Below are 23,708 nucleotides of genomic sequence, written 5' to 3'. Positions count from 1 at the left end.
GGCATCTCCGGCTTACTGGCGTGCGACCAGCGTCAGGCCGGCGTAGGTCCCGGTCAGTCGGATGTAGTACTTGCCGGCGACCGGCGCGGTGATGCGCACGGTCTCGGTGTTGCTCTTTGCGCGCGTCGAGAACGCATCACGATCGGTCGCGGTCGGAATGCGGCCGCGTGCGACGTGCATCGAGACATCGCCCGACCCACCGAAGGTCATGAAGGTCAGCACGGTGCCGGCCTGCGCCTCGAAGGTGTACAGGCCGTCCTCGGCACCGCTGGCCAGACCGCGCAGTTCGACCTTGTTGGCCAGCGGCGTTTCCAGCGGCGCGCAGTCGGTCGTGCACGGCGGCTGCGTCGCACGGTGCAGCAGTTGCGCTGCGTCGATGATGCCAGCGCCCATCGGCGTGCTGGTCGGAATGGCAACCGGGAACGGACGCGCCGTGCGGCGCAGCAGGTCGCGCATTTCGCTCCAGTTGAGCGGCGTGTCGACCACGCTCTGCACCATTGCCACGGCTGCGGCCACGTGCGGGGATGCCATCGACGTGCCGGTGTAGCCACCGAGCACCCAGCTGGTGGTCGGGCTGGTCGTGCCCGCATTGACCACCTGGAAGATGTAGCCCTTCGGATCGCCGTCAATTGCGCCGCCGCCGCCGGGTGCCGAGAGGTCGACACGGGTGCCGTAGCTGGAATAGCTGGCCTTGGCGCCGGTGACACCGGTCGCGCCGACAGAGATGACGCCGGTGCACGAGCTCATGGTGTAGCTGGCCGCATTGGCATTGGAATTGCCGGCCGCGACGACGATGATCGCGCCCTGGGCATTGATCTGGTTGATCGCGTCCTGGTAGATCGCCGGGCAGCTCTGCGGGCCGCTGCTGCCCAGGCTCATGTTGAGCACTTCGGCCGGGTTCGGGTTGGCGGGCATGCCGTCGACGGGCAGGCCGGCGGCCCACATCATGCCGTCGGCGATGTCACTGCCGAAGCCGCCGCAAGAGCCGAGCACGCGCACCGGCACGACCTTGGCGTTGTGTGCCAGACCGGCGAGGCCGGCGCCGTTGTTGGTCTGCTGGGCGATCGTGCCGGCGACGTGGCTGCCGTGCCAGGAGCTGGCGCGCGGCGCGTTGCCGGGCGAACCCAGCGCCGCGCAGTAGTTTGCTTCCATCCAGTCGCCGAGATCCCAGCCGCCCGGTGCACGGCCGTCGCTGTCGCGACGCGAGACGCGCTTGTCGGTGATCATGTCGTAGCCGGGCAGCACGTTGACGCCGAGGTCCGGATGGTTCTGCACGATGCCGGTGTCGATCACCGCGACGACCACGCCTTCGCCGGTCGAGATGTTCCAGGCCTGCTCGGCACGCACGCCGCCGGTCGGATCGGTGAAATTCCACTGCAGGCGGCCGTATTCGGGATCGTTCGGCGTGAACGCCGGTGCCATGACGGGGGACTGCGCGACATCGGCGCGCTGATACATGCGGTCGACATCGACCGACACGACGCCCGGTTCGGCCGACAGTTCGCGGATGAAGCTCGCGCGCTCCGATTCGGTCATCGCACGCGAGGCCTGCACGACGTGCCAGCCGGGCGCGGCCATGCTGCGCAGCACGCGCGCGGTAGCGGCGGGACGCGCGGCAGAGGTCGCCGTCGCCGCGACGGCGGTGGACAGGCCGGCGCGACGCACGGTCGACGACAGCGCATTGCCCAGCTGTGTGCGGCCCGAGGCCGCGGCCGCGGTGGTCTTGACGACGAACCGCTGGCCGCCGGCTGCAACGCCCTGCGATTCGGTCGCAGTGTCGCGGGTCAAGGTCCGGTCGAGGCGCGGCGTGGCGGCCTGCGCGCCGCCGGTCAGCAGGATGGCTGCAATGGCGGCGCCGAGGGTGGTCTGGATACGCATGGAACATGTCTCCGTCGAAGGAAGGATGCCCGTGTGGGCGATTCGGAAAAGCGACGGCGGCGCGGAACGCCGCCGTGGGATGTCACAGATCGATACCGAAGCCGATGCCGGCCGATTTCTCGTCGCCGCTGAACGCACCGCCCAGGCTGAAGGACGCGCGTTCGCCGACCTTCTTCGCGTAGCCGATCGACAACGCCTGCTCGCCGCTCTGGAAACCGGCGCCCACCGCCACGCGGCCGCGCGGACTCTGGGTGCCGGCCGCGTTCGTGGCCATGTTCAACATCGCGGCGCTCATCGCGCCCTGCTTGTCGATGCGGCGCTCGGTATCGCTGAAACGACGTTCCACATCGCCGCGGTAGACCTCGAACTGGTCGCCCCAGCTGGCGAGGCGCTGATCGGTGTAGGCCTTGGACGTCGCGACCGCCTGCGTGGCGGTGGTGTCGGCATAGGCCTTGGCCTCGGTCACGCCCGCGCGCACCTGGCCGACGTTGGCGGCGTCGGTCGTCTGCGTGCCGGCGGCGACGTTCGTGATCTGGCGCTGTTGCGTGGCGTTGCCCACCGACACCGTGTTCGCCCGGTCCGCCACCGCACCTTGGCCGAGCGCGACCGCACCCTGCGCGGTGACGCTCGCGCCCTGGCCGATCGCCGTACCCGAGGCCGCGGTGACCGACGCGCTCTCGCCGACGGCGACCGCATTGGTGGCGTTGGCCGAGATGCTGGCGTTGGCGCCGACCGCCGTGCTGCCATCGGCATTCACCCGGGCATTGCCACCGATCGCAGTGTCGTTGGGGCCATGTGCATAGGCATTGCCGCCGAGCGCGACACCGTTGTCGCCATTGGCCGCCGCGCCCGCGCCGACCGCGACGGCATTGGTGTCGACACCGACCGTCGCCGGCGCATCGCCGCCGACCGCGACGCGATCGTTGGCGCCACCCTGTTCGACGACCGTTTCGACCCGGTCCACGCGCTGGTTGAGGCGGGTGATCTGGGTGTCGAGTGCAGCGAAGGTCGCGGCGATGCCGACGTAGCCGCTGCCCTGGATCGCATAGGACGGCGCGCTGAGCGTGCCGATCGCCGTCACCGTGGCGCCGCCACCCAGTGCGTCGGCTGCGCTCTGCAGGCCGGCATGCAGCTGGCGGCCATTGATCGCGTCGGTGCTCGACGCCGATACCGCACCGTCGGCGAGGTTGCCGATCCGCGTGCCGTCCGCACCAGCCAGGCGCAGGGATGCCTTCTCGGCGTCGTCGTAGACGACTGCGTTCTCGGCGAGCTCGCCCAGGCCCGAGGTCATCGAGCGGACCTGCGCGAGGTTCACCGCATCGGTGTCCTGCGTACCGGCGGCGACATTGGTGATCTGGCGCTCCGCGCCGGCGCGGCCGACGGAGATCGTGTTCGCGCGATCTGCCAGCGAGCCCGCACCCAGTGCCACGCTGCCATCGATCGGCGCCCACAAGCCGCTGTCTTCCTGGATGCCGACGAACGCGTTCGGACCGATCGCCACCGAGCGTGACCCATGCACTTCCGCGTCGGTACCCATTGCGATGCTGTCGACATAGAGGATCGGGTCGCCTTCACCCCAGAAATAGCCGTTCCAAACCGTCGCCTTGCCGATCGCGATGCTGTTGCGGCCTGCCGCCCACGAGCCGCTGCCCAGGCCGGTTGCGTTGATGCCGGATGCGAACGCGCCCCAGCCGACCGCGGTCGAGTTCTCACCCCACGCGCTGGAGAAGCTGCCCAGCGCGTTCGCACTCACCGCCATGGCGCGCGCGCCAGCGCCGATCGCCGTGGCCCAGTCGTATGCCGCATCCGCGCGATCACCGACCGCCGTCGCGTCGTAGCCATTCGCCTGGGTCACGTATCCGATCGCGATCGAACGGATGCCGCTGGCATTGGCCAGCGCGCCGATCGCCGTCGATGCATATTCGAGGGCCTGCGCGCCCCCACCGATCGCCGTCGACAGACGACCCGATGCACGGGTGTTCTGCAGGTCGGAACCCGCGAAGCCTTCGCCGATCTGGTCTTCGAGCACGTCGACGATGCCGCCGATCGCGACCGCCGACTTGCCGCTGGTCTCGGTCTGCGCGCCGATCGCGGTATTGAAGTCGCCGTTGGCCTGCGCGCCTGCGCCGAGCGCCGTCGAGGCCAGACCGGTCGCCACGGTCTGCTGGTCGAGCACCACGCCGTAGCTGCCGATCTCGCTGTAGTCCAAGCGCAGCATGCCGCCGACGGCCGTGGCCGAATTGCCGGTCGACAGGCTGTCCTTGCCGATCGCGGTCGCTTCGTTGGCGACCGCGACGGCACCGCCGCCGAGTGCGACGGTGCCATCGCCGATCGCTGCGGCGGCCTCGCCCGCGGCCACTGCCTCGTCTCCTTCGACATAGGCACCGGCATCGCTGTCGGCGCTGCCGGAAGCCTGGAAGTACCGCGTGGATGCGCCAGCCGCGGCCTTGAGCTGCGCCAGGTTCACCGCATCGGTATCTTCGGTGCCGGCGGCGACATGGGTGATCTGGCGCTCGGCGCCTGCGCTGCCGACGGAAATCGTGTTGTCGCGATCGGCGAACGAATTGGCGCCCAGCGCCACGCTGTTGTCGACCGGGCCCCAGAGACCGTCGTCACCCTCGCGACCGACTAGGGCGTTGGTGCCCATCGCGATCGAGTTCGAGCCGTAGACGTTCGCGTCGGTGCCCATCGCGATGCTGTCGACGTAGAGGATCGGATCGCCTTCACCCCAGAAATAGCCGTTCCAAACCGTCGCCTTGCCGATCGCGATGCTGTTGCGGCCTGCCGCCCACGAGCCGCTGCCCAGGCCGGTTGCGTTGACGCCGGATGCGAACGCGCCCCAGCCGACCGCGGTCGAGTTCTCACCCCACGCGCTGGAGAAGCTGCCCAGCGCATTCGCACTCACCGCCATGGCGCGCGCGCCAGCGCCGATCGCCGTGGCCCAGTCGTATGCCGCATCCGCGCGATCGCCGACCGCCGTTGCGTCGTAGCCATTCGCCTGGGTCACATAGCCGATCGCGATCGAGCGGATGCCGCTCGCATTGGCCAGTGCGCCGATCGCCGTCGACGCGTATTCGAGTGCTTGCGCGCCGCCTCCGATCGCGGTCGACAGACGACCCGATGCACGGGTGTTCTGCAGATCCGAGCCCGCGAAACCTTCGCCCAGCTGGTCTTCGAGCACGTCGGCGATGCCGCCGATCGCGACCGCCGACTTGCCGCTGGTCTCGGTCTGCGCGCCGATCGCGGTATTGAAATCGCCGTTGGCCTGCGCGCCCGCGCCCAGCGCGGTGGCGGCCAGACCGCTCGCCGACGTCTGCTGGTCGAGCACGACGCCGAAGCTGCCGATGTCGCTGTAATCCAGGCGCAGCATGCCGCCGACCGCCGTGGCCGAGTTGCCGGTCGCCAAGCTGTCCTTGCCGACCGCGGTCGCATCGTCGGCGACGGCGACCGCGCCGCCGCCGAGCGCCGTGGCGCCGTTGCCGATCGCCGAGGCCGCTTCGCCGGCCGCGAGCGCGTTGTCGCCCTCGACATAGGCGCCGGCATCGCTGTCGGCGCTGCCGCTGGCCTGGAAGTAACGCGCCACGTCGGTCGCATCGACCGCCGCGGGCGCCTCGAACGTCTGCAGACCGACCGCGGTCGCCTGGGCCATCGCGGTCATCGGCAGGGCCAGCGCGACGCTGGCGAGCAGCGCGACGCGCCGGCGACCACTGGGCGCACGCGCCAGTTCGGAGGCCACGACCATGCGGCCGAGCGCGGCGTTCCAGAGGGTGCGGTAGATGCGGTTCATTTCGGTGTCTCCGGCAGGCGTTTCGTGAAGGCGCACGCGGTCGTGCGACGGGCATGTGCCCGCCACGTCCGGCGTCCGTGTCTGTCTTGGCCCTGTCATCCCGATCGGGTAGGGCGTCCCCGAGAGCGAACGTACGAGCGCCGCGGCCCCCTTGTCACCCGCGTTTTCTCGCCGGAAGATCACCGTCAACTCACCATCGCCCGCGTGGCGCAGCAGCGCGAACGCCATGCCCAATTCCGTTCTCAGGTGGCTCGACCGCGTGCCGATCGACGACGTCGTCGACCGCCGCAATGCGCGCGTCATCCAGGTGCTGCTGCTGTTTCTCGCCGTCACCGTGCCGGCGATGGTGGTCTTCGGACTGGTGGTGACGTGGTCGACACTGACCCAGGGTCCGCTACCGGTCGCCCTGATCGTCTCGCTGTCCTTCAGCCTCGCGATCGCCGCGCTCGCCGGCATCGGCGTGTGGATGATCCGGCGTGGCCGGTTCCGGCCCGCGGTGCGCGCGATGCTCGGGATGCTGCTGACGATGCTGTTCGTCAACGCATTCGCGAACGGCTTCGAACGCCAGCTGCCCGACCAGCTCGCGCAGATGCTGCTGCTGATCCTCAGTGGTCTCGTTCTTGGGCGACGCTCACTGTGGATCGTGTTCGGCGCGCTGCTCGCGGTGGTGGCCCTGGGGTCGGTGCGCGATGCGATGGTGCTGTTCGCCGACACACCGGCGCGGGCGTTCTACAACGTGCCCTCGACGCTCTTCAGCTACTTCCTGGTTGCGATTCTCACCGACCGCACGACGGAGGCGCTGCGCGAAAGCTTGCGCGAATCGAACGCACGCGGCGAAGCGCTTGAGCAGGAGATTCGCGAACGCGAGCGCACGCACGCGCAACTGATCCATGCGCAGAAGAAGGAAATCACCGAGCGCATGGCCAGCGGCATGGCGCATGACTTCAACAACATCTTCTCGGTTATCGCCGGCTTCTCGGCCGAACGCCACGAAGACGACGGCGGCAGCGATGCGCAGCGCGCCTCGCAGCTGGAGAACAGCCTGGAGTCGGTGGAAGCGTCCGCGCGGCGCGGCATGGCGATCAGCCGTCGCCTGCTGCGCTTCAGCCGCCGCGACGATGCGCAGGCGGAGGTCTTCGACGCGGGTGAAGCGATCGAGACGCTGCAGCCGATGCTGCGCCAGTTGCTGGACGCGCACATCGTGCTGACCTGCACGCGCGAGGACGCGCCGCTGCCGATCCTGTTCGACCGCAGCCAGTTCGAACTGATGCTGCTCAACCTGGCATCCAATGCACGCGATGCGATTCCCGGCAACGGCACGTTCGCGATCGATGCGCGCAGCGAGCGCGGCGACGTCGTGATCGCGCTGCGCGACGACGGCGCAGGCATGCCGGCGGCAGTGGCCGCGCGCGTGTTCGAGCCGTTCTTCAGCACCAAGCCTGCCGACAGCGGCACCGGCCTGGGCCTGGCGGTGGTCCACGAGCTGGTGACCAAGGCCGGTGGCAGGATCGATGTGACCAGCGCGCCCGGCGCGGGCACCACCTTCCGGATCGCGCTGCCGCTCAGTCCTGCAGCGTGAGCATGTAGCCGCGACCGCGGACTGCGGTCAGCGGCAGCGCGTCGCCGCAGCGCGCCTGGGCCTTGCTGCGCAGGCGGTGGATCATCGAATCGATGCGGTGCGCATCGAAGTCGTGCACGTGTTCGGTCAACGCTTCGATCAGCTGTTCGCGCGACACCAGCTCGCCCGGCGCATCGAACAGGCGCCTGCACAGCCGTCGCTCGCTCTGCGTCAGGGCCGCCGAGCCGCCGGACGGCGACATCAGGCACCAGCCGTCGGCACTCATCCGCCAACCGCGCTCCTGATCGCGCGCGGGTGCGGGGGTGGTGCCGATGCGCCGGGCGAGACTGTGCAGCGTGGCCGCGAGCAGGTCGATCTCGACCGGCTTGGTCAGGTACGCATCGGCGCCTTCGGCGAGACCGCGCACGCGATCGCCGGTGTCGGCGCGGCTGGTCAGCATCACCACGCCCAGCTGCGGTCGCGTCTCGCGCAGCGCGCGCGCCAGGCTGAAACCGTCGCCGTCGGGCAGGCCGACGTCCAGCACCACCAGATCGACCGGCTGCGTCTCCAGATGCGCACGCAGGGCGGCGATGGTCTCGAATCCCGCCGCGTCGAACCCGAAGCGCTGCAGCCCCGGCAGCAGGATGCGCTCGCGCAGCATCGCTTCGTCCTCGAGCACGGCGACGTGCAATGCGGCGGGCGCGGTCATGGCGGAGAGAGGCCGGTCATCGTGGCCGGCATCCTAGCCCCATGGGCGCGGAGGGAACAAACACAGGTGCGCAAAAAAGCGGGCGCCGGCCTTCCCCGCCGTCGCCCGCTGCCCCGCTTGCGTTGCCGGCGTCCGCGCGACTGCGCGGACGCCGGATGTGCCTTACTTCTCGTAGGCCGATTCGCCGTGCGAGACGATGTCCAGACCTTCGCGCTCCTCGTCCTCGGTCACGCGCAGACCGACGACGAGCTTGACGATCAGCATCACCACCGCGGTCACCACGGCGCACCAGAGCACGGTGAACGCCACGCTGACGAACTGCACCCACACCTGCGCGCCGATCGCGAGATCGGCTTCGGTGCCGCCCAGCGACTGCGCGCTGAAAACGCCGGTCAGCAGGGCGCCGACGATGCCGCCGATGCCGTGCACGCCGAACACGTCGAGGCTGTCGTCGGCGCGCAGCAGGCGCTTGAGACCGGTGACGCCCCACACGCACAGCGCACCTGCAACCAGACCGATCACCAGCGCGCCCATCGGGCCCACGGTGCCGGCGGCCGGCGTGATGCCGACAAGGCCTGCGATCGCACCCGAGGCCGCACCCAGCGCCGACGGACGGCCCTTGGTAAAGGCTTCGACGATGCTCCAGGCGACGACGCCGGCCGCGGTGGCGACCATGGTGTTGAGCATGGCCAGCGACGCGCTGGCATCGGCGGCGAGCGCCGAGCCCGCGTTGAAGCCGAACCAGCCCACCCACAGCAGCGATGCACCGATGAAGGTGAACGGCACGCTGTGCGGCTTGATCGCCTCCTTGCCGTAGCCCAGGCGCTTGCCGAGGAAGTACGCGCCCACCAGGCCGGCGACACCGGCATTGATGTGCACCACCGTGCCGCCGGCGAAATCGATCACGCCCTTGTGCGCGAGGAAGCCCGCTTCACCGCTCCACACCATGTGCACCATCGGCAGGTAGGCGAACGTCACCCACAGGATGGAGAACAGCAGCACCGCGGAGAACTTGATGCGCTCGGCGAAGGACCCGACGACCAGCGCCGTGGTGATGCCAGCGAACGTCGACTGGAACACGATGAACAAAAATTCCGGCAGACCGCCTGCATCCGTCTCCGCGGTGATGCCGCGCAGGAAAGCCTTCTCGGTGAACGAACCGAAGAACGCATTGCCCTCGGTGAATGCCGCGCTGTAGCCGTAGGCCACCCACAGGATGATCACCACCGAGAACACCACCAGCACCTGCATGATCACCGACAGCACGTTCTTCGCACGCACCATGCCGCCGTAGAACAGCGCCAGGCCGGGCACCACCATCAGCAGCACCAGCAGCGTGGAGGTGAGCATCCACGCCACGTTGCCGCTGTCGAACGTCACGGCCTCGGCCGTTTCCACCACGGCCACCGCCGTCTCGGCCGGTACGTCCTGCGCGAACGCGCCGCCTGCGACGCCGAACAGCGCGCACGCACACACCAGCATCAGGCACAGCGCCTGCATCCGGGTCTTCCACCCGCGGAACTCGATCTTTGTCATGTCAGGAATCTCCGTGGGGTCAGAGCGCGTCGGCGCCGATTTCGCCGGTGCGGATACGCAGGGCCTGTTCGAGTGCGAGGACGAACACCTTGCCGTCGCCGACCTTGCCGGTGCCCGCCGCCTTGGTGATCGCCTCGATCGCCGCCTCGAACACGTCGTCGCTGACCGCGCATTCGATCTTCAGCTTGGGCAGGAAATCGACGACGTACTCGGCGCCGCGATAGAGCTCGGTGTGGCCCTTCTGTCGGCCGAAGCCCTTGACCTCGGTGACGGTCAGGCCGGTGACGCCGGCTTCGCCGAGTGCCTCGCGGACCTCGTCGAGCTTGAACGGGCGGATGATCGCGATGATCAGTTTCATGTGGGTCTCCAGATGCGCGCGCGCCGCGTCAGAACGACTTGGTGACGGCGAGGGTGATGGTGTCGTCGGGACCGATCAGGTCGTTGTCGTTGAAGTTCAGGGCGATGTCGAAGCCGTTGTCGAACGACTTGCCCACGCCTGCCGACCAGAACGCGTACGTCGCAGTGCCCGCGCTGCCGGCGACCCACTGCTTGCCCACGGCGCCGTTGAGCGTCCAGCTGGGTGCGAACTCCCAGCCGACGGCGACGTCGAGATTGCTGCTGCCGTCGGAGTCGGGAATGCCGAACAGATCGGTGACGGCGTAGGAATACTTGGCACTGAGGATGTTCCAGCTCACGCCCGCGTAGAGCTCGGTGGTGTCGGCCTTGTTGAAGCCCGCCGGATAGCTGCCCGGATACCAGTAGTGCACGGCGCCGACGTCGTAGCCGAAGCCGCTGTCGCCGAAATCGCCGCGGAAGCCGACATAGCCGTCGAGCTCGAGCTGACTGGAGATGTCGGGATCGGAATCGGACAGCCAGCTGATGCTGCTGCCCCAGGTGCCGACGTAGAAACCGCTGTCGTGCGCCCATTCGACACCGCCCTGCAGGGCCGGTTTCTCATCGGTCTGGGTGACGCCGCGGAACAGGTAATCGCTGGTCAGCGTGATCGAGCCGGAGACTTCCGCGTGCGCGGCACCGGCGGACAGCAGACCTGCGCACAGCAGTGTGGCGAGTGCGTTCTTGCGTGACGACATGACAGGCTCCTCAAATGAATGGAAAGCCCTCCCCGGTCAGTGCGTACTGCGTCTGTTGTTGTTCTTGTCGCAGGTGGAACGTTCGACGCCGGCGCCCCCTGGCTGCCGTCGCCGCGACCGACGCTCTGTGGCGTCTGTGCGGCCGCTGTCCAATCCATCGGATGAATCCGGAACTCCGTGCCTGTCGGCGGTGCCGCCCACCGTGGGGGAGGGAGGCGCCGCCGTCGGGCGGTGAAACGCAACGGGGCCGGCCAATGGCCGACCCCGTAAAAGTGCTTCAGATCGCGTAGTACATCTGGTATTCGAGCGGGTGCGTCGCGCCGCGGAAGGCTGTGACTTCCTTCATCTTCAGCGCGATGTACGCATCGATGAAGTCGTCGGAGAACACACCGCCGGCCTTGAGGAAGTCGCGGTCCTTGTCGAGCGCGTCGAGCGCCTGGTCCAGCGAGTGGCACACGGTCGGGAAGTTCTTCTCTTCCTCGGGCGGCAGGTCGTAGAGATCCTTGTCGCTCGGGCCGCCCGGATCGATCTGGTTCTTGATGCCGTCCAGACCCGCCATCATCAGCGCGGCGAAGGTCAGGTAGCCGGACTGCATCGGATCGGGGAAGCGCATTTCGATGCGGCGCGCCTTCGGATTGGCGACGTACGGAATACGGCACGAGGCCGAACGGTTCGACGCCGAGTAGGCCAGCATCACCGGCGCTTCGAAGCCCGGCACCAGACGCTTGTAGGAGTTGGTCGACGCGTTCGAGAACGCGTTGATCGCACGGGCGTGCTTGAAGATGCCGCCGATGTACCACAGCGCGGTCTGGCTCAGACCGCCGTAGCCGTCACCGGTGAACAGGTTGGTGCCGCCCTTGGCGAGGCTCTGGTGCACGTGCATGCCGCTGCCGTTGTCGCCGACGATCGGCTTGGGCATGAAGGTCGCGGTCTTGCCGTTGCGGAACGCGACGTTCTTGACGATGTACTTCATCGTCTGCAGTTCGTCGGCCTTGGCGACCAGCGAGTTGAAGCGCGTGCCGATCTCGCACTGGCCCGCGTTCGCGACTTCGTGGTGGTGCACTTCGACTTCGATGCCGACCTGTTCCAACGTCTTGCACATCTCGGCGCGGATGTCGTGCAGCGAGTCGAGCGGGGCCACCGGGAAGTAACCACCCTTGATGCCGGGACGGTAGCCGCTGTTGCCGCCTTCGTATTCCTTGGCCGAGTTCCAGTGGGCTTCTTCCGATTCGATGTGGAAGAAGGTGTGACCCATCTCGTTCGAGTAGCGCACCGAATCGAAGATGAAGAACTCGGGCTCGGGGCCGAAGAACGCCTGGTCGGCGATGCCGCTGGACTTCAGGAACGCCTCGGCCTGCTTCGCGATGCCGCGCGGATCGCGCTCGTAGGACTGCATCGTGGTCGGATCGAGGATGTCGCAGGTCAACACCAGCGTCGGATCGGCGGTGAAGGGATCGACGAACGCGGTGGACGCGTCGGGCAGCAGCACCATGTCGGAGTTCTGGATGCCCTTCCAGCCGCTGATCGACGAGCCGTCGAACATCTTGCCGTCCTCGAACAGGCCGGGTTCGATGATCGACTTCGGGAACGTGACGTGGTGCTGCACGCCACGCATATCGGTGAAACGCAGATCGATGAACTCGATCTTGTGGTCCTTGATCAGCTTTTCGAGATTGTCGGTAGACATGGAGCGACTGCCTTGCGCGTTGATTGTGTCCCAAACCTACGCAATCGCCGTGCCAACTAATTCGATTATATGAATCAATGACTTAACAATAAATTCAGGCCCGACAGCGTCAATTCACCTATGTGATTGGTGCGTTATCCGTGCAAATGCACCTGGTTGGTGCGTCGCCCATCACTCGTTTCACTTTGGTCTGCATAGAAGTCGTTCGGCTGCGATGATGCGAGTCCGCCTTTGCATCGCGCACACTTCCATGGATCTGCTGACGCTCGAACACTTCGCCGGCTGCCTCAACGAGACTTTCCTGGCAGACATGCAGGGAATGGAGGCGGCGTTCGTGCTCGTCGAGGTCAAGTCACTGCAGGGCTCTTTGCAGGGCTCGCATCGCGCTCCGTTTTCGCTGCTGTTCCACAACGGATCGCCGGTGTTGTTTCCGCAGCAGACCTATCGCCTGCGTCATCCCGCTCTTGGCGAACTGGGCATCTTCCTGGTACCCGTGGCCCAGAACCGCGACGGATTCGTCTACCAGGCCGTTTTCAATTGACGCCCTGAGGCGTGGGCAGCCGTTCCGGTGACCACGTCATCCGCACGTAAGGCGCCTCCGTTGCGACGACATCGAACCCGTGCCGGCGGTAGAGGCGCTGCGCAGAGGAATTGGATTGCAGCACGTGCAATTCGACGCCACAGGCCTGCATCCGCGCATTATCCTGCACTGCCGCGATCAGTGTCGCACCGAGTCCCCGTCCTCGCGCGTGCGGAAACAGGCTGATGTCGATCAGCAGGTGCAAGGGCGGCGTGCGCCGCAGATAGAGTCGCCCGAGCGGTGTAACGCCAGCGCAGACGGCGAGGAAATCGGCATCGGCAAACGCGGACACGTAGTGCAGGTGCTGGGCGGCGAACTGCTGATCGAGAAACGTATCGCGCATGCCCGCCGGCCAAGGCACCCCCACGAGTTCCGCTTCACGCGTGCTCGCATACAGCGCGCGCAGCCAGGGCAGATCGTCGTCGCACAGCCAGCGCAGGGCAGCGGGCTGTGAAGCCGTCGACACCGGAATGCGCGGCCAGCCATCGCGTTCCGGCGGCATCGGCAGCGCGATGCTCATGCGGTCATCCGAAGGACGGAAACACGCCCTGCAACGCGATGCAGAAATTCAGACCGAGATAGGGCTGCTGGTTGCTGTGCGGTTGATCGCCGCCCGCATTCGGTTGCAGAGTGCCGGGCGCGAGCGTCGTATCCATCGCGCCGGTACCGAAGCTGCGTGCGCTCGTCGCACTCAGGAACGACAGTCCGCCGCCAGCCACTGGCGCTGATCGGCCGGTGCCCGCGGCGGTCTGCGACCAGGCATTCACCACGTGCGTATGCGCGGGGATCTGCGCCGCCGTCAGGGAAACCTGGTTCGCGCCGAAGGTTTCGCCGATGCTCCGCGGCGTCAGTCCTGGCCCCTGCCCCTGCTGCGTGCCCAGGCGCCCGGCGAAATTGGGAAGCTGGAATGTCGTCTGGCCGTTGCCGCCGTACTGCGTGCCGAGCAGCGCGAACAGCGCGGTGTTCTGCTGGATCGGCAAGGTCGCACCGTTGCAGAACGCCCAGCCGCGGGGATTGAAGTTGAAGCCGAACAGCTGGATCTCGCCGACGAAGGGCTCGGTCATGACACGCGGACTCCGGTTCCGGTCAAGCAGGGACGGTGGATGATCGGCTGCTCAGCTCTGGCTCGGGAAGATCCCGGACCAGGCGATGCAGTACTGCGCGGTCAATGTGGGCATGCAGTTCTCGTGCGGCAGGTTGTTACCGGCCACACCGACCATCTGGGTGGCCATGGGCAGTGCGGTGTTGCCGGTTGGCGATGCGACGTAGAAGGTGTCGCCGCTGACGGCGGCCGGCAAGAGGGCCGGACCCGGCGTCGAGGCCGAGGCGCCCGCGGTCGTCGCGACCATCGTGTGGCTGTGCGGGGGGAGCTGGTTGGCCTGCAACGTGACCGTCTCGGTGCCGGCAACCTGACCGAGGACGTAATTGCTCAGACCGGGTCCCTGGCCCTGGTGCACCGGCACGCGTCCACGCATGTCCGGGACCGCGAACGTGGACTGGCCATCGCCGCCATAGGTGGTGCCGAGCAGCACGTACAACACTTCGTATTCGGCGATCGACAGCAGACTTCCGTCACAGGCCTGCCAGCCATTGGGCACACGACCGAAACCGAACATCCGGATCTCGCCGACATAGGGCACGCTCATTGAGGACAGCTCCGACACTCGTGGGGCGCATGACGCGCCAGGGCTTCAGTTGCGCGACGGGAAGATGCCCTGCAGCGCGATGCAGAAATTGATGGCGGTATAAGGCTGCAGGTTGGGATGCCCCTGGCCGTTGCCCGTTGTGCCGACCGACTGCGGCGCGAGGGGCACCTGCGGACCGCTCGCCGCGCCGTAGACCTTCGGCGGCGCGCCGGCGCTGTTGGTGGTCGACGCGAACGCGCGACTGTTGGGCAGGCGACTGTTCGAGGGGCCCGTCGTGGCATGCACCGCATGCGTATGTCCGGGAAGCTGCGAGGTCAGCAATGTCACGGCTTCGAGGCCGCCTGGCTGGCCGATCTGCACGGCCGGTGGCTGCCAGCCCGGATCCACCGACGAGGCATATCCCACCGGCGTGCGGCTGCGCAGGTCCGGCAACGCGAACGTGGTGACGCCATTGCCGCCGTACTGCGTTCCCAGCAACGAGAACAGCGCCTGGTTCTGATTGATCGGCAGCAGCTGGCCATTGCACTGCGCCCAGTATCTCGGGGCGAAACCAAACCCGGCCATCATGATCTGACCGATGAAGAACTCGCTCATCGCAACCCCTCCCCAGGGACCGGAACGCATGCCGGCCGCGCGCTAGCGTAGTCCCAAACCCTGGCTCGTGAACAGCTCGATGCAGCGCTTTCCAGGATTGCACTTCTCCATTTGCGCGAAAAAGTGGGCCGACCTGTTTCTCCGGTCGCACAGCGGCCGGAATACTGCTGTAATGCGCGCGCTTGGGGGAGCGGGGATGCGCCCGACCGGGATGTCACCGCGGCGCACGACCGCAATGGTCGAAACAGGAGCTCGGCACATACAGCGGCCGGCGCCATCGGGGGATGCAGGAATGAAGACGGTATCGCAGCGCCGCGCTGTCGCGGGCGCGTTCGGTTTGTCGTGGATGCTGCTGCTGGTCAGTCTGCTGTGGCCGGCGCTCGCCAGCGCACAAACGTCGAGCTGTCCGCAGCCGTTCACGGCCACAGTCGCGCCCGGTGGCACCCATACCTTCGATGTCAGCGTCTGCACCCCCCCCATCGCAGGTTTCGGCCTGAGCAGCGGCCCGCCTGCCGAGGATCCCGTCAACGGTTCGATCGTCCTGAGCCCGGTCGATGGCAATCAGCAGTCGGTCACCTACATCCACAACGGCGGCAATACGACCAGCGATACGTTCTCCCTCTGGGACGAGTTCGAAGACGCCTTCGTGCGCTTCAACGTCACGATCGCGCCGTCAGCCTCCGCGATCACGGTGTCGCCGTCCGCACTGCCTACGCTGACTGCCGGCACGCCGTTCAACCAGTTGTTGAGTTCCACAGGCGGGACCGCGCCCTACGCCTATTCGGTCGCCAGCGGCGCGCTGCCGGCCGGCCTCACCCTGTCGACGTCCGGCACGCTGTCCGGGACGCCGACCCAGCGTGGTACCTACACCGTCAACGTGCGCTCGCAGGACAGTCTCGGCGCCTTTGTCGACAAGGGATACGCGGGAACCGTCCAGAACCCTGCACTCGCGCTCGTACCCGCCAGCGCGACTGCGATCCAGGGCGCTCCCTTTTCGCTTCAGCTCTCGACAAGCGGCGGCGTGGCGCCCCATCTCTACCAGCTCGAAAGCGGTGCGCTGCCCGCCGGCATCACGCTCGGCGCGACCGGCGTACTCGGCGGAACGACGGCAGCGGCTCCGGGCAGTTATCCCGTCACCATCCGCGTGACCGACAGCAGCACGGGACCAGGCCAGTACTTCGAGCTCGAGCCCTTCACCCTGACGGTCAGCCCGCCGCCCAGCGTCTCGATCTCCGTCGCGCCCGCATCGGTATCCGAAGACGGCGCCACCAACCTGGTATTCACGGTCACCCGCAGCCTCAACCTGTCGTCGCCGACGGCGGTCAACATCACCACCGGCGGTACCGCGACTTCAGGAACCGACTACACCGGCGGCGTGGCAACGGTAACCATTCCCGCCGGTGCGACCACGGCCACCATCGTCATTGACCCCACGGCCGACAGTCAGGTCGAAGCCGACGAGACCGTCATCCTGACCGTCGCCGCCGGCAGCGGTTACACCGTCGGCACCCCGGCGAGTGCCACAGGCACGATCCTCAACGACGATGTGCCGAGTGCCAGCATCACAGTCTCCCCTGCAGCCGTGGCCGAAGACGGGGCAGCGAATCTGGTCTACACGGTCACACTGAACCAAGCGCCGCTGGTCGCCACTGCGGTGAACTTCACCATTGCCGGCACCGCGACCGCCGGCACGGACTACGCCAGCGTGAGCTCGCCGGTGACGATCGCTGCTGGTGCGACCACTGGCACCGTTGTGATCAATCCGACAGCCGATGCCACGATCGAGTCTGACGAGACTGTGGTCATCACGCTTGCGGCCGGTACGGGCTACACCGTCGGCGCACCGGCGAGCGCCACCGGCACGATCCTCAACGACGACCTGCCGACGCTGGCCATCAACGATGTCACCGCGAACGAAGGCAACGCAGGGACCACCAGTTTCACCTTCACGGTCAGTCTCAGCGCACCGGCCGGTCCAGGCGGCGTGACCTTCGACATCGCCACGGCGAACGGAAGCGCGACCGCGGGTGTCGATTACGTTGCAAACAGCCTGACCGGCCAGACGATTCCTGCCGGTGCCAGCACCTACACCTTTACGGTGCTGGTCAACGGCGACACGCTCAACGAGCAGAGCGAAACGTTCTTCGTCAACGTCACCAATGTGGTCAATGCGGTGGTCGCGGACGGTCAGGGCGTTGGAACGATCGTCAACGACGATGCACTCCCGAGCCTGTCGATCAACGACGTCAGTCTGGTCGAAGGCAACGCCGGCACCACGGCGATGGTCTTCACCGTGACCCTGAGCGCCGCGAGTGGCCGGACCGTGTCGGTCAACTACGCGACCGCCGACGGCACCGCGGTCGCACCGGGTGATTACACCAGCGCCAGTGGCACGTTGACCTTCGCACCGGGCATCACCAGCCAGTCGGTCAGCGTGTCGGTCAATGGCGATACCGTGCCGGAAGCCAACGAGACATTCTTCGTCAATCTGAGCGGGGCGACCAACGCGACCATCACCGACACCCAGGGCGTGGGGACGATCGTCAACGACGACGTGCCGGTGACCGTGGCGCCGCCCACACTTCCGACACCCACGGTCGGTGTCGCTTACAGCCAGTCGCTGACGGCCAATGGCGGGACCGCGCCGTATACCTTCTCCGTCACCGCCGGCGCGCTGCCGACCGGCCTCACGCTGTCGGCTGGCGGCACTCTGGCCGGAACACCGACTGCAGGTGGCGGCTTCAACTTCACGGTCACCGCAGCGGACAGCAGCGCGTCGCCCGGGCCGTTCACCGGCGCGCGCGCCTATACGCTGACCGTCGCCCCGGCGACAGTCAGCCTGCCCGCGACGCCGCTGGCCGACGGCACGCTGGAGACCGCTTACACCGCGGCCATCGCGCCGGCGTCGGGCGGCACAGCCCCCTACGCCTACAGTGTCACCGCTGGCGCGTTGCCAAGCGGCCTGACGCTCAGCGCTGCGACCGGCGCAATCAGCGGTACGCCCACGACGCTGGGCGCCTTCAATTTCAGCGTCACCGCAACCGACAGCAGCACCGGGACGGGCCCGTACAGCGCCACCCAGTCCTACGGCATCACCGTCGTCGATGTCGCTCCGGTCGCCAACGCCGTGGCGTTCACCACGACCTACAACGCGCCGGCCACGGCCGTCACGCTGAACATCACCGGCGGTGCAGCGACATCGGTGGCTGTCGTCACGGCACCTGTCAACGGGACGGCGACAGCCACCGGCACCACCATCAGCTACCAGCCGGCGACAGGTTTCGCGGGCACCGACACTTTCAACTACACCGCCACCAACAGCGGCGGTACGTCCGCACCGGCCACTGTGACGGTCACGGTCGCCGACCCCGTCGTGACCATCACGGCGGGCAGCGGACTGAGTACCGGTGTCGGTGCGGCCTACACCCAGACCTTCACCTGGAATGGCGGTGCCCAGCCGTGGAGTGGTTACCAGGTCGCCAACCTTCCGGCCGGCCTGTCGATCACCGCAACCACGAGCAACAGCGTCACCATCTCCGGTGCGCCCACCCAGGCGGGCACTTTCAACCTGGCGGTCTCCGCGACCGACAGCAGCACCGGTTCGGGCCCCTTCACCATCGGGCAGGCCTTCACGCTGGCAGTGGATGCGCCCACGCTCACGCTGACTCCGGCCGCCGGCACTTTCACCGCGCCGTATGCGGCGCCCTACACGCAGACCTTCGTCGCCGGCGGCGGTGTCGGCCCCTATGCCTACGCGTTGACCGGCGCATTGCCCAGCGGCATCACGTTCACCGGCGACACCCTGTCGGGCACACCGACAGTGCCGGGCACGTACGCCTTCACCGTCACCGCAACGGATACAGGCTCGACCGGTGCAGCCGCACCCTTTTCGGTCAGCCAGAGCTACACGCTCGACGTGCCGGCCCCGACCATCGTGATCTCACCCGCGACGTTGCCGGCCACCACCGCGGGAAGCGCCTACAGCCAGACACTGACGGCGACGGGCGGTGCTGCGCCGTATACGTTCGCGATCACCGCGGGCGCATTGCCTGCGGGTCTGACGCTCGACGCTGCAGGGGCCCTCACCGGCACCGCAACCGACGCCGGCAGTTTCAATGTCACGGTGACCGTGACCGATGCCTTCGCCCAGACCGGTTCGCGTGCGTACACGCTCGTCGTCACTGCCCCCACGCTGACGTTGAGCCCAGCCGCAGGCACCCTCACGGCGATCTACGGCGCTGCCTACAGCCAGACATTCGTCGCGAGCGGCAGCCCGGGGCCCTACACCTATGCGCTGGTGGGCAACCTGCCGGCAGGACTCGCCTTCGCTGGTGACACGCTGTCGGGCACCCCGACGACACCGGGCAGCTATGCGGTCAGCGTGACCGCGACCGACGGTGGCATCACCAGCGGCGGCACGCCGGTATCGATCACCGAGAGCTATACGCTCGAAGTGCCGGCGCCGGTGATCACGATCGCACCGGCCACCCTGGCGGGTGCGACCGTGGGCAGTGCATATGCGCAGACACTGTCGGCCAGCGGCGGCGTCGCACCGTATGCGTTCGCGGTGACCGCCGGCGCACTGCCGGCAGGTGTCACCCTGACGGCGGACGGCACGCTGTCCGGCACCCCGACCGCGGCAGGCACGTTCAATCCGGCCATCACTGCGACCGATGCCAACGGACAGTCCGTGACGCAGGCCTATGCCCTGCTCGTCGCCGCACCGCTGCTGACGCTGGATCCGGCGGCGGGCACGCTGACGGCACCGTATGCAGCGCCCTTCACGCAGGTGTTCGCTGCAGATGGCGGTGTCGGTCCGTACACGTATGCCCTGACCGGCGCGCTGCCCGCGGGCGTCACCTTCGCAGGTGACACCCTCTCGGGTACGCCGACGGTGCCGGGCACGTACGCCATCACCGTCACCGCCACGGACACCGGTTCCACGGGTGCTGGTGCACCGTTCTCGATCAGTCACAGCTACACCCTCGATGTGCCTGCACCGACGATCTCGATCACGCCGGCCATGCTGCCCGGTGCAACAGCAGGCGCGGCCTACAGTCAGATGTTGTCGGCCAGCGGCGGTGTCGCGCCGTATGCATTCGCGATCGCCTCAGGCGCCCTGCCCGCCGGCCTCGCGCTCTCGGCAGACGGTACGGTCGCGGGTACGCCGACCGCGGCCGGCAGCTTCAACGTCGACATCACCGCCACCGATGCCAATGGACAGTCCATCACGCAGCCGTATGCGCTGGTGGTCGCTGTGCCGACCGTGACGCTGAGCCCGGACACGCTGCCGGGCGCCACAGCAGGCTCGCCATACAGCCAGCAGTTCACCGCCGGTGGCGGCGTGCCCGGATACGGGTACGCGATCAGTGCCGGCGCGCTGCCGGCCGGATTGACACTCGCACCATCCACCGGCCTGCTGTCCGGCACGCCGACCGTCGCCGGCAGCTTCGGCTTCTCCATCACGGCGACCGACAGCACGACAGGCACGCCGGGTACCGCCACGCTCGCCTACACGCTGCTGGTGTCGACGCCGGTGATCGTGATCGATCCCGAGACGCTGCCGCAGGCGATCTCCGCGCTGGATTACAGCCAGACGCTGGTCGCCCGTGGCGGCACTGCGCCGTATGCCTACGCGATCACAAGCGGCGCGCTGCCGGCAGGCCTCACGCTGTCGGCGACGGGTGTGCTGTCGGGCGCGCCGACCGTGTCGGGCAACTTCACCGTCGCGATCCGGGCCACGGACGCGCTCGGATTCACCGGCATGCGGACCTACGCACTGGCCGTCATCGATCGACCTGACCCGACCCGCGATCCCGAAGTGCGGGGTCTGCTCGACGCGCAGGCGGCGGCGACGCGCCGGTTCGCGACCAGCCAGCTCAACAACTTCCAACAGCGCCTCGAACAGCTGCATGGCGCGCGCGCCGGTGGCGGATCGCGCAACGGACTGGCATTCGCCACCCGCGAACTGTGCCCCGACAACCGCTTCCATGCGCCCGACAGTCTCTGCGGCACGGCGTCGCGCGAGGAGCGGACGGCCGAACGCTTCAACGGTCCTTACGACGACGGCGGTTCGATGTCCGGCGACACGCGAACGGACACCGCGCAGCCCAACGGCGATCGCGTCGGCTACTGGATCGGCGGCACGTTGCGTTCGGGCAACTTCGACGGCCAGGCCGGTGGACGCGGGTTCGACTTCGAGACCGAGGGCGTCAGCGCGGGTGCGGATATCCGCGTCCACTCGGCTCTCGTGATCGGCGCCGGTCTCGGCTACGGCCAGGACAGCACGTCGGTCGGTCAGAACGGATCGCATCTGCGCGGCGACGCGCGCACGCTCGCGCTGTACGCGAGCCTGCAGCCAGGTGGCACGTTCTTTGTCGATGGTGTGATGGGTTTCCAGTCGCTGTCCTACGACGTCGACCGCTACGTCACCGCAGGCGGCGGCATGGCACGCGGCAGCCGCGACGGTGACCAGCGCCTCGCATCGGTGTCAGTCGGCAGCGACCTCGTCCGCGGCCCGTGGCAACACACGCCCTACGCCCGGGTGGATGCAATGCGCGGCACGCTGGACGGCTATGTCGAACACGGTGGCGGCGTGAATGATCTGGCGTACGGCGAGCAGGATGTTGACACCACCACCGGCAACGTCGGCCTGCGGTCCTCGTTCCGTCGGGTGACATCGTGGGGCGCATTCGCACCGCAGTTCCGGATCGAGTACCAGCACGATTTCGATGCCGAAGGCACCGCATCGATGCAGTACGCGGATCTGCTCGGCCCGGTCTACGTGACCGGTGTGCGCGGCTACGACCGCAGCCGTCTGATGCTCGGTGTCGGCGCGTCGTTCCAGTTCACCGGTTACTCGCTGCAGCTCGACTACCGCGGCGTCGTGGGCAGTGGCGAACAACGCGACAACGCTGTGCAACTGATGTTCCGGACCGGGCGCTGACGCGCACCGGATCACAACCGGTTCCGCCGTCGCCGTTCGCGACGGCGGCCCGAATTCGAGGACGATGACGATGGCCCGCTCCCGCTGGATGGAACAGGTGTTGCGAATGGCCCAGGCGGGTCACTCACCGGAAGACGCCGGCACTGCGATCGCGCAGGTGGCCGACCCGGGCAATCCGCAGGATGCCGGGCGTAGACGCGCCCTGCGTGGTGCGGTCGCTGGCGTGACGACCGTGTGCGCCGGCGCCCTCGCACCGCCCCTGCTCGCCGCGGCCGGAAGCAGTGAAGCGCGCGCACTCGTCGCCCGTTTCACCCGCGGCCGTGGCGTGGCGGTAGTCGGCGCCGGCATCGCCGGTCTCGCCTGTGCAACCGAGCTCGCGCGCAACCAGATCCAGACCCGGGTATTCGAAGCCGCCACGCGGGTGGGTGGGCGCTGCTGGTCGCTGCGCGACACGTTCCCCGGCCAGGTCGCGGAACGTGGCGCTGAATTCATCGGCAGTTCGCATCACGCGATGCTCGGCTACGCGCGTGCGCTGGATCTACGCCTGGAGACCGTGGACAGCAACACCGGGACGGGCTTCCATCACTACGCCGGCGCCCGCTATTCGGAGATCGAGATCGCCGCCGAGTTCCGCGAGTTCGCCGGCGTTATCCGCGAGGACATCGAAGCAGTCGGTGCGCCGAACGCCGACCGGTTCACGCCGCAGGCGGAACTCTTCGACTTCATGACGCTCGACGAGTACCTGGTGCTCTACGGCGCCAGCGGTCTGTTGCGCAGCGTGCTCCGCAACGCCTTCCTCGCCGAGTTCGGCAGCGAACTGGACGAAGTGAGCGCACTGGCCTTCCTGCGTTTCGTCTATGGCGACCGGCGCAGCAAATTCGGCCATGGCGCACCGGGCGACTCCCTGCGCGTGGTCGGCGGCAACGACCTCATCGCGACCGGCCTCGCCCGGCTGTTGCCGCAGCCGATCGCGCACGGCCATCGACTGGTGGCCATCAATCGCCAGTTCACCGGCGGCGTTCGCCTGACCTTCGATATCGGCGGGCAGCGCGTGCAGTCCGATCACGATGCAGTGGTACTCGCTCTGCCTTTCAGCGTGCTGCGCGAGGTGCAGTTCGGTGCAGGTATCGACATGCCGGCCTGGAAGCGACTCGCCATCGATGGCGCCGAGATGGGGGATGCCAGTCGCCTGCTGGTCGGCTTCCAGCGTCCCTACTGGCGCGACAGCGGCGCCAACGGCAGCGGCAATGCAGACCTTCCGTACATCCAGAATGTCTGGGAAACCAATCCCTCCAAGGCCAGTCGGCTCGGCGCCGTGCTGGCCCAGCAGGTGGGGGGCGCCGCAGCGCGCGCGCTGGTGCCAGCCAGTCTGCAGTCCGACGCCGCCGGATTTCTCGCGGCGCTCGAGGAAGTGCTGCCGGGCGCGCGCGACTCGGCAACCCGCAGCCGGGGCAAGATCGTCGCCGCGACCGAGAACTGGCGGATCAACCGCAACAGTCGCGGTGCGATGCCGCGGCCGCAGCCGGGCTATTTCACCCGCATCGCACATCGCGAAGCCGCTCCGCTGGGCAACATCCTGTTCGCCGGCGACCACACCAGCAGCTTCTACGAGTGGCAAGGCTTCATGGAAGGCGCTGCGCTGTCGGGTCTGCGTGCTGCCAACGAAGCATGCGACCTCATGTCGGCACACTGACGT

The 23,708-nt window shown here is 67.7% G+C and carries 15 protein-coding genes; 4 read left to right on the top strand and 11 right to left on the bottom strand.

Annotation, left to right across the window (positions count from 1 at the left end):
- Window positions 1-12: 12 nt before the first annotated feature.
- Both V3391_RS07175 and V3391_RS07170 read right to left on the bottom strand, forming a co-directional pair.
- Complete coding sequence (locus tag V3391_RS07175) at window positions 13-1,878, bottom strand: S8 family peptidase (protein ID WP_332077755.1); 1,866 nt, start codon at window positions 1,876-1,878, stop codon at window positions 13-15.
- A gap of 82 nt (window positions 1,879-1,960) precedes the next feature.
- On the bottom strand, window positions 1,961-5,665 hold the full coding sequence (locus tag V3391_RS07170) for an ESPR-type extended signal peptide-containing protein (protein ID WP_332077754.1): 3,705 nt from the start codon (window positions 5,663-5,665) through the stop codon (window positions 1,961-1,963).
- 226 nt (window positions 5,666-5,891) lie between these two features.
- On the opposite strand from V3391_RS07170, the gene V3391_RS07165 reads away from it, so the two are divergent.
- Window positions 5,892-7,244 carry a sensor histidine kinase gene (locus tag V3391_RS07165; protein WP_332077753.1) on the top strand — a complete coding sequence of 451 codons (1,353 nt, stop codon included), beginning with the start codon at window positions 5,892-5,894 and terminating at the stop codon, window positions 7,242-7,244.
- On the opposite strand, the gene V3391_RS07160 is transcribed toward V3391_RS07165, so the two are convergent.
- The 5 genes from V3391_RS07160 to glnA form a co-directional block, all read right to left on the bottom strand.
- Window positions 7,228-7,932: a response regulator transcription factor gene (locus tag V3391_RS07160; protein WP_332077752.1), complete on the bottom strand. Its 705-nt coding sequence runs from the start codon at window positions 7,930-7,932 to the stop codon at window positions 7,228-7,230. The genes V3391_RS07165 and V3391_RS07160 overlap by 17 nt on opposite strands.
- A 162-nt stretch (window positions 7,933-8,094) precedes the next feature.
- Window positions 8,095-9,468 carry an ammonium transporter gene (locus V3391_RS07155; RefSeq protein WP_332077751.1) on the bottom strand — a complete coding sequence of 458 codons (1,374 nt, stop codon included), beginning with the start codon at window positions 9,466-9,468 and terminating at the stop codon, window positions 8,095-8,097.
- A gap of 19 nt (window positions 9,469-9,487) precedes the next feature.
- Window positions 9,488-9,826 (bottom strand): P-II family nitrogen regulator, encoded by a 339-nt coding sequence (locus V3391_RS07150; RefSeq protein WP_159681228.1) that lies wholly within the window; start codon window positions 9,824-9,826, stop codon window positions 9,488-9,490.
- 28 nt (window positions 9,827-9,854) lie between these two features.
- On the bottom strand, window positions 9,855-10,559 hold the full coding sequence (locus V3391_RS07145) for a TorF family putative porin (protein WP_332077750.1): 705 nt from the start codon (window positions 10,557-10,559) through the stop codon (window positions 9,855-9,857).
- A gap of 277 nt (window positions 10,560-10,836) precedes the next feature.
- Complete coding sequence (gene glnA / locus V3391_RS07140) at window positions 10,837-12,246, bottom strand: type I glutamate--ammonia ligase (protein WP_332077749.1); 1,410 nt, start codon at window positions 12,244-12,246, stop codon at window positions 10,837-10,839.
- Window positions 12,247-12,496: 250 nt separating this feature from the next.
- On the opposite strand from glnA, the gene V3391_RS07135 reads away from it, so the two are divergent.
- A complete protein-coding gene (locus V3391_RS07135; protein WP_332077748.1) occupies window positions 12,497-12,787 on the top strand; it encodes a DUF6916 family protein in 291 nt (96 codons plus the stop codon).
- Here V3391_RS07135 and V3391_RS07130 read toward each other — a convergent pair.
- From V3391_RS07130 to V3391_RS07115, 4 genes are read right to left on the bottom strand one after another with little or no spacing between them, the layout of a single operon-like run.
- Complete coding sequence (locus tag V3391_RS07130) at window positions 12,780-13,346, bottom strand: N-acetyltransferase (protein ID WP_332077747.1); 567 nt, start codon at window positions 13,344-13,346, stop codon at window positions 12,780-12,782. The genes V3391_RS07135 and V3391_RS07130 overlap by 8 nt on opposite strands.
- A gap of 4 nt (window positions 13,347-13,350) precedes the next feature.
- Window positions 13,351-13,890 (bottom strand): phage tail protein, encoded by a 540-nt coding sequence (locus tag V3391_RS07125; RefSeq protein WP_332077746.1) that lies wholly within the window; start codon window positions 13,888-13,890, stop codon window positions 13,351-13,353.
- A 51-nt stretch (window positions 13,891-13,941) separates the two neighbouring features.
- Window positions 13,942-14,472 (bottom strand): phage tail protein, encoded by a 531-nt coding sequence (locus V3391_RS07120; RefSeq protein WP_332077745.1) that lies wholly within the window; start codon window positions 14,470-14,472, stop codon window positions 13,942-13,944.
- A gap of 45 nt (window positions 14,473-14,517) precedes the next feature.
- Window positions 14,518-15,066, bottom strand: coding sequence for a phage tail protein (locus V3391_RS07115; protein WP_332077744.1), 549 nt, complete (start codon window positions 15,064-15,066; stop codon window positions 14,518-14,520).
- Between the two features lie 292 nt (window positions 15,067-15,358).
- On the opposite strand from V3391_RS07115, the gene V3391_RS07110 reads away from it, so the two are divergent.
- Together V3391_RS07110 and V3391_RS07105 are read left to right on the top strand one after the other, a co-directional pair.
- A complete protein-coding gene (locus tag V3391_RS07110) occupies window positions 15,359-22,012 on the top strand; it encodes a putative Ig domain-containing protein (RefSeq protein WP_332077743.1) in 6,654 nt (2,217 codons plus the stop codon).
- A 70-nt stretch (window positions 22,013-22,082) separates the two neighbouring features.
- On the top strand, window positions 22,083-23,705 hold the full coding sequence (locus V3391_RS07105; protein WP_332077742.1) for a flavin monoamine oxidase family protein: 1,623 nt from the start codon (window positions 22,083-22,085) through the stop codon (window positions 23,703-23,705).
- Window positions 23,706-23,708 lie beyond the last annotated feature (3 nt).

The organism is Luteimonas flava (genome assembly GCF_036584485.1).
Taxonomy (GTDB): Bacteria; Pseudomonadota; Gammaproteobacteria; order Xanthomonadales; family Xanthomonadaceae; genus Luteimonas; species Luteimonas flava.
The sequence above is the reverse complement of the archived record's forward strand: the minus strand, read 5'-3'. Positions and strand labels throughout refer to the sequence as shown.

What these genes read in the sequence shown, in the direction of transcription:
- V3391_RS07110 (WP_332077743.1), top strand. Translation starts at nt 15,359, where the DNA reads ATGAAGACGGTATCGCAGCGCCGCGCTGTCGCGGGCGCGTTCGGTTTG.
- V3391_RS07135 (WP_332077748.1), top strand. Translation starts at nt 12,497, where the DNA reads ATGGATCTGCTGACGCTCGAACACTTCGCCGGCTGCCTCAACGAGACT.
- V3391_RS07170 (WP_332077754.1), bottom strand. Translation starts at nt 5,665, where the DNA reads ATGAACCGCATCTACCGCACCCTCTGGAACGCCGCGCTCGGCCGCATG.
- V3391_RS07160 (WP_332077752.1), bottom strand. Translation starts at nt 7,932, where the DNA reads ATGACCGCGCCCGCCGCATTGCACGTCGCCGTGCTCGAGGACGAAGCG.
- V3391_RS07120 (WP_332077745.1), bottom strand. Translation starts at nt 14,472, where the DNA reads ATGAGCGTGCCCTATGTCGGCGAGATCCGGATGTTCGGTTTCGGTCGT.
- V3391_RS07150 (WP_159681228.1), bottom strand. Translation starts at nt 9,826, where the DNA reads ATGAAACTGATCATCGCGATCATCCGCCCGTTCAAGCTCGACGAGGTC.
- V3391_RS07130 (WP_332077747.1), bottom strand. Translation starts at nt 13,346, where the DNA reads ATGAGCATCGCGCTGCCGATGCCGCCGGAACGCGATGGCTGGCCGCGC.
- V3391_RS07145 (WP_332077750.1), bottom strand. Translation starts at nt 10,559, where the DNA reads ATGTCGTCACGCAAGAACGCACTCGCCACACTGCTGTGCGCAGGTCTG.
- V3391_RS07175 (WP_332077755.1), bottom strand. Translation starts at nt 1,878, where the DNA reads ATGCGTATCCAGACCACCCTCGGCGCCGCCATTGCAGCCATCCTGCTG.
- V3391_RS07165 (WP_332077753.1), top strand. Translation starts at nt 5,892, where the DNA reads ATGCCCAATTCCGTTCTCAGGTGGCTCGACCGCGTGCCGATCGACGAC.
- glnA (WP_332077749.1), bottom strand. Translation starts at nt 12,246, where the DNA reads ATGTCTACCGACAATCTCGAAAAGCTGATCAAGGACCACAAGATCGAG.
- V3391_RS07115 (WP_332077744.1), bottom strand. Translation starts at nt 15,066, where the DNA reads ATGAGCGAGTTCTTCATCGGTCAGATCATGATGGCCGGGTTTGGTTTC.
- V3391_RS07125 (WP_332077746.1), bottom strand. Translation starts at nt 13,890, where the DNA reads ATGACCGAGCCCTTCGTCGGCGAGATCCAGCTGTTCGGCTTCAACTTC.
- V3391_RS07105 (WP_332077742.1), top strand. Translation starts at nt 22,083, where the DNA reads ATGGCCCGCTCCCGCTGGATGGAACAGGTGTTGCGAATGGCCCAGGCG.
- V3391_RS07155 (WP_332077751.1), bottom strand. Translation starts at nt 9,468, where the DNA reads ATGACAAAGATCGAGTTCCGCGGGTGGAAGACCCGGATGCAGGCGCTG.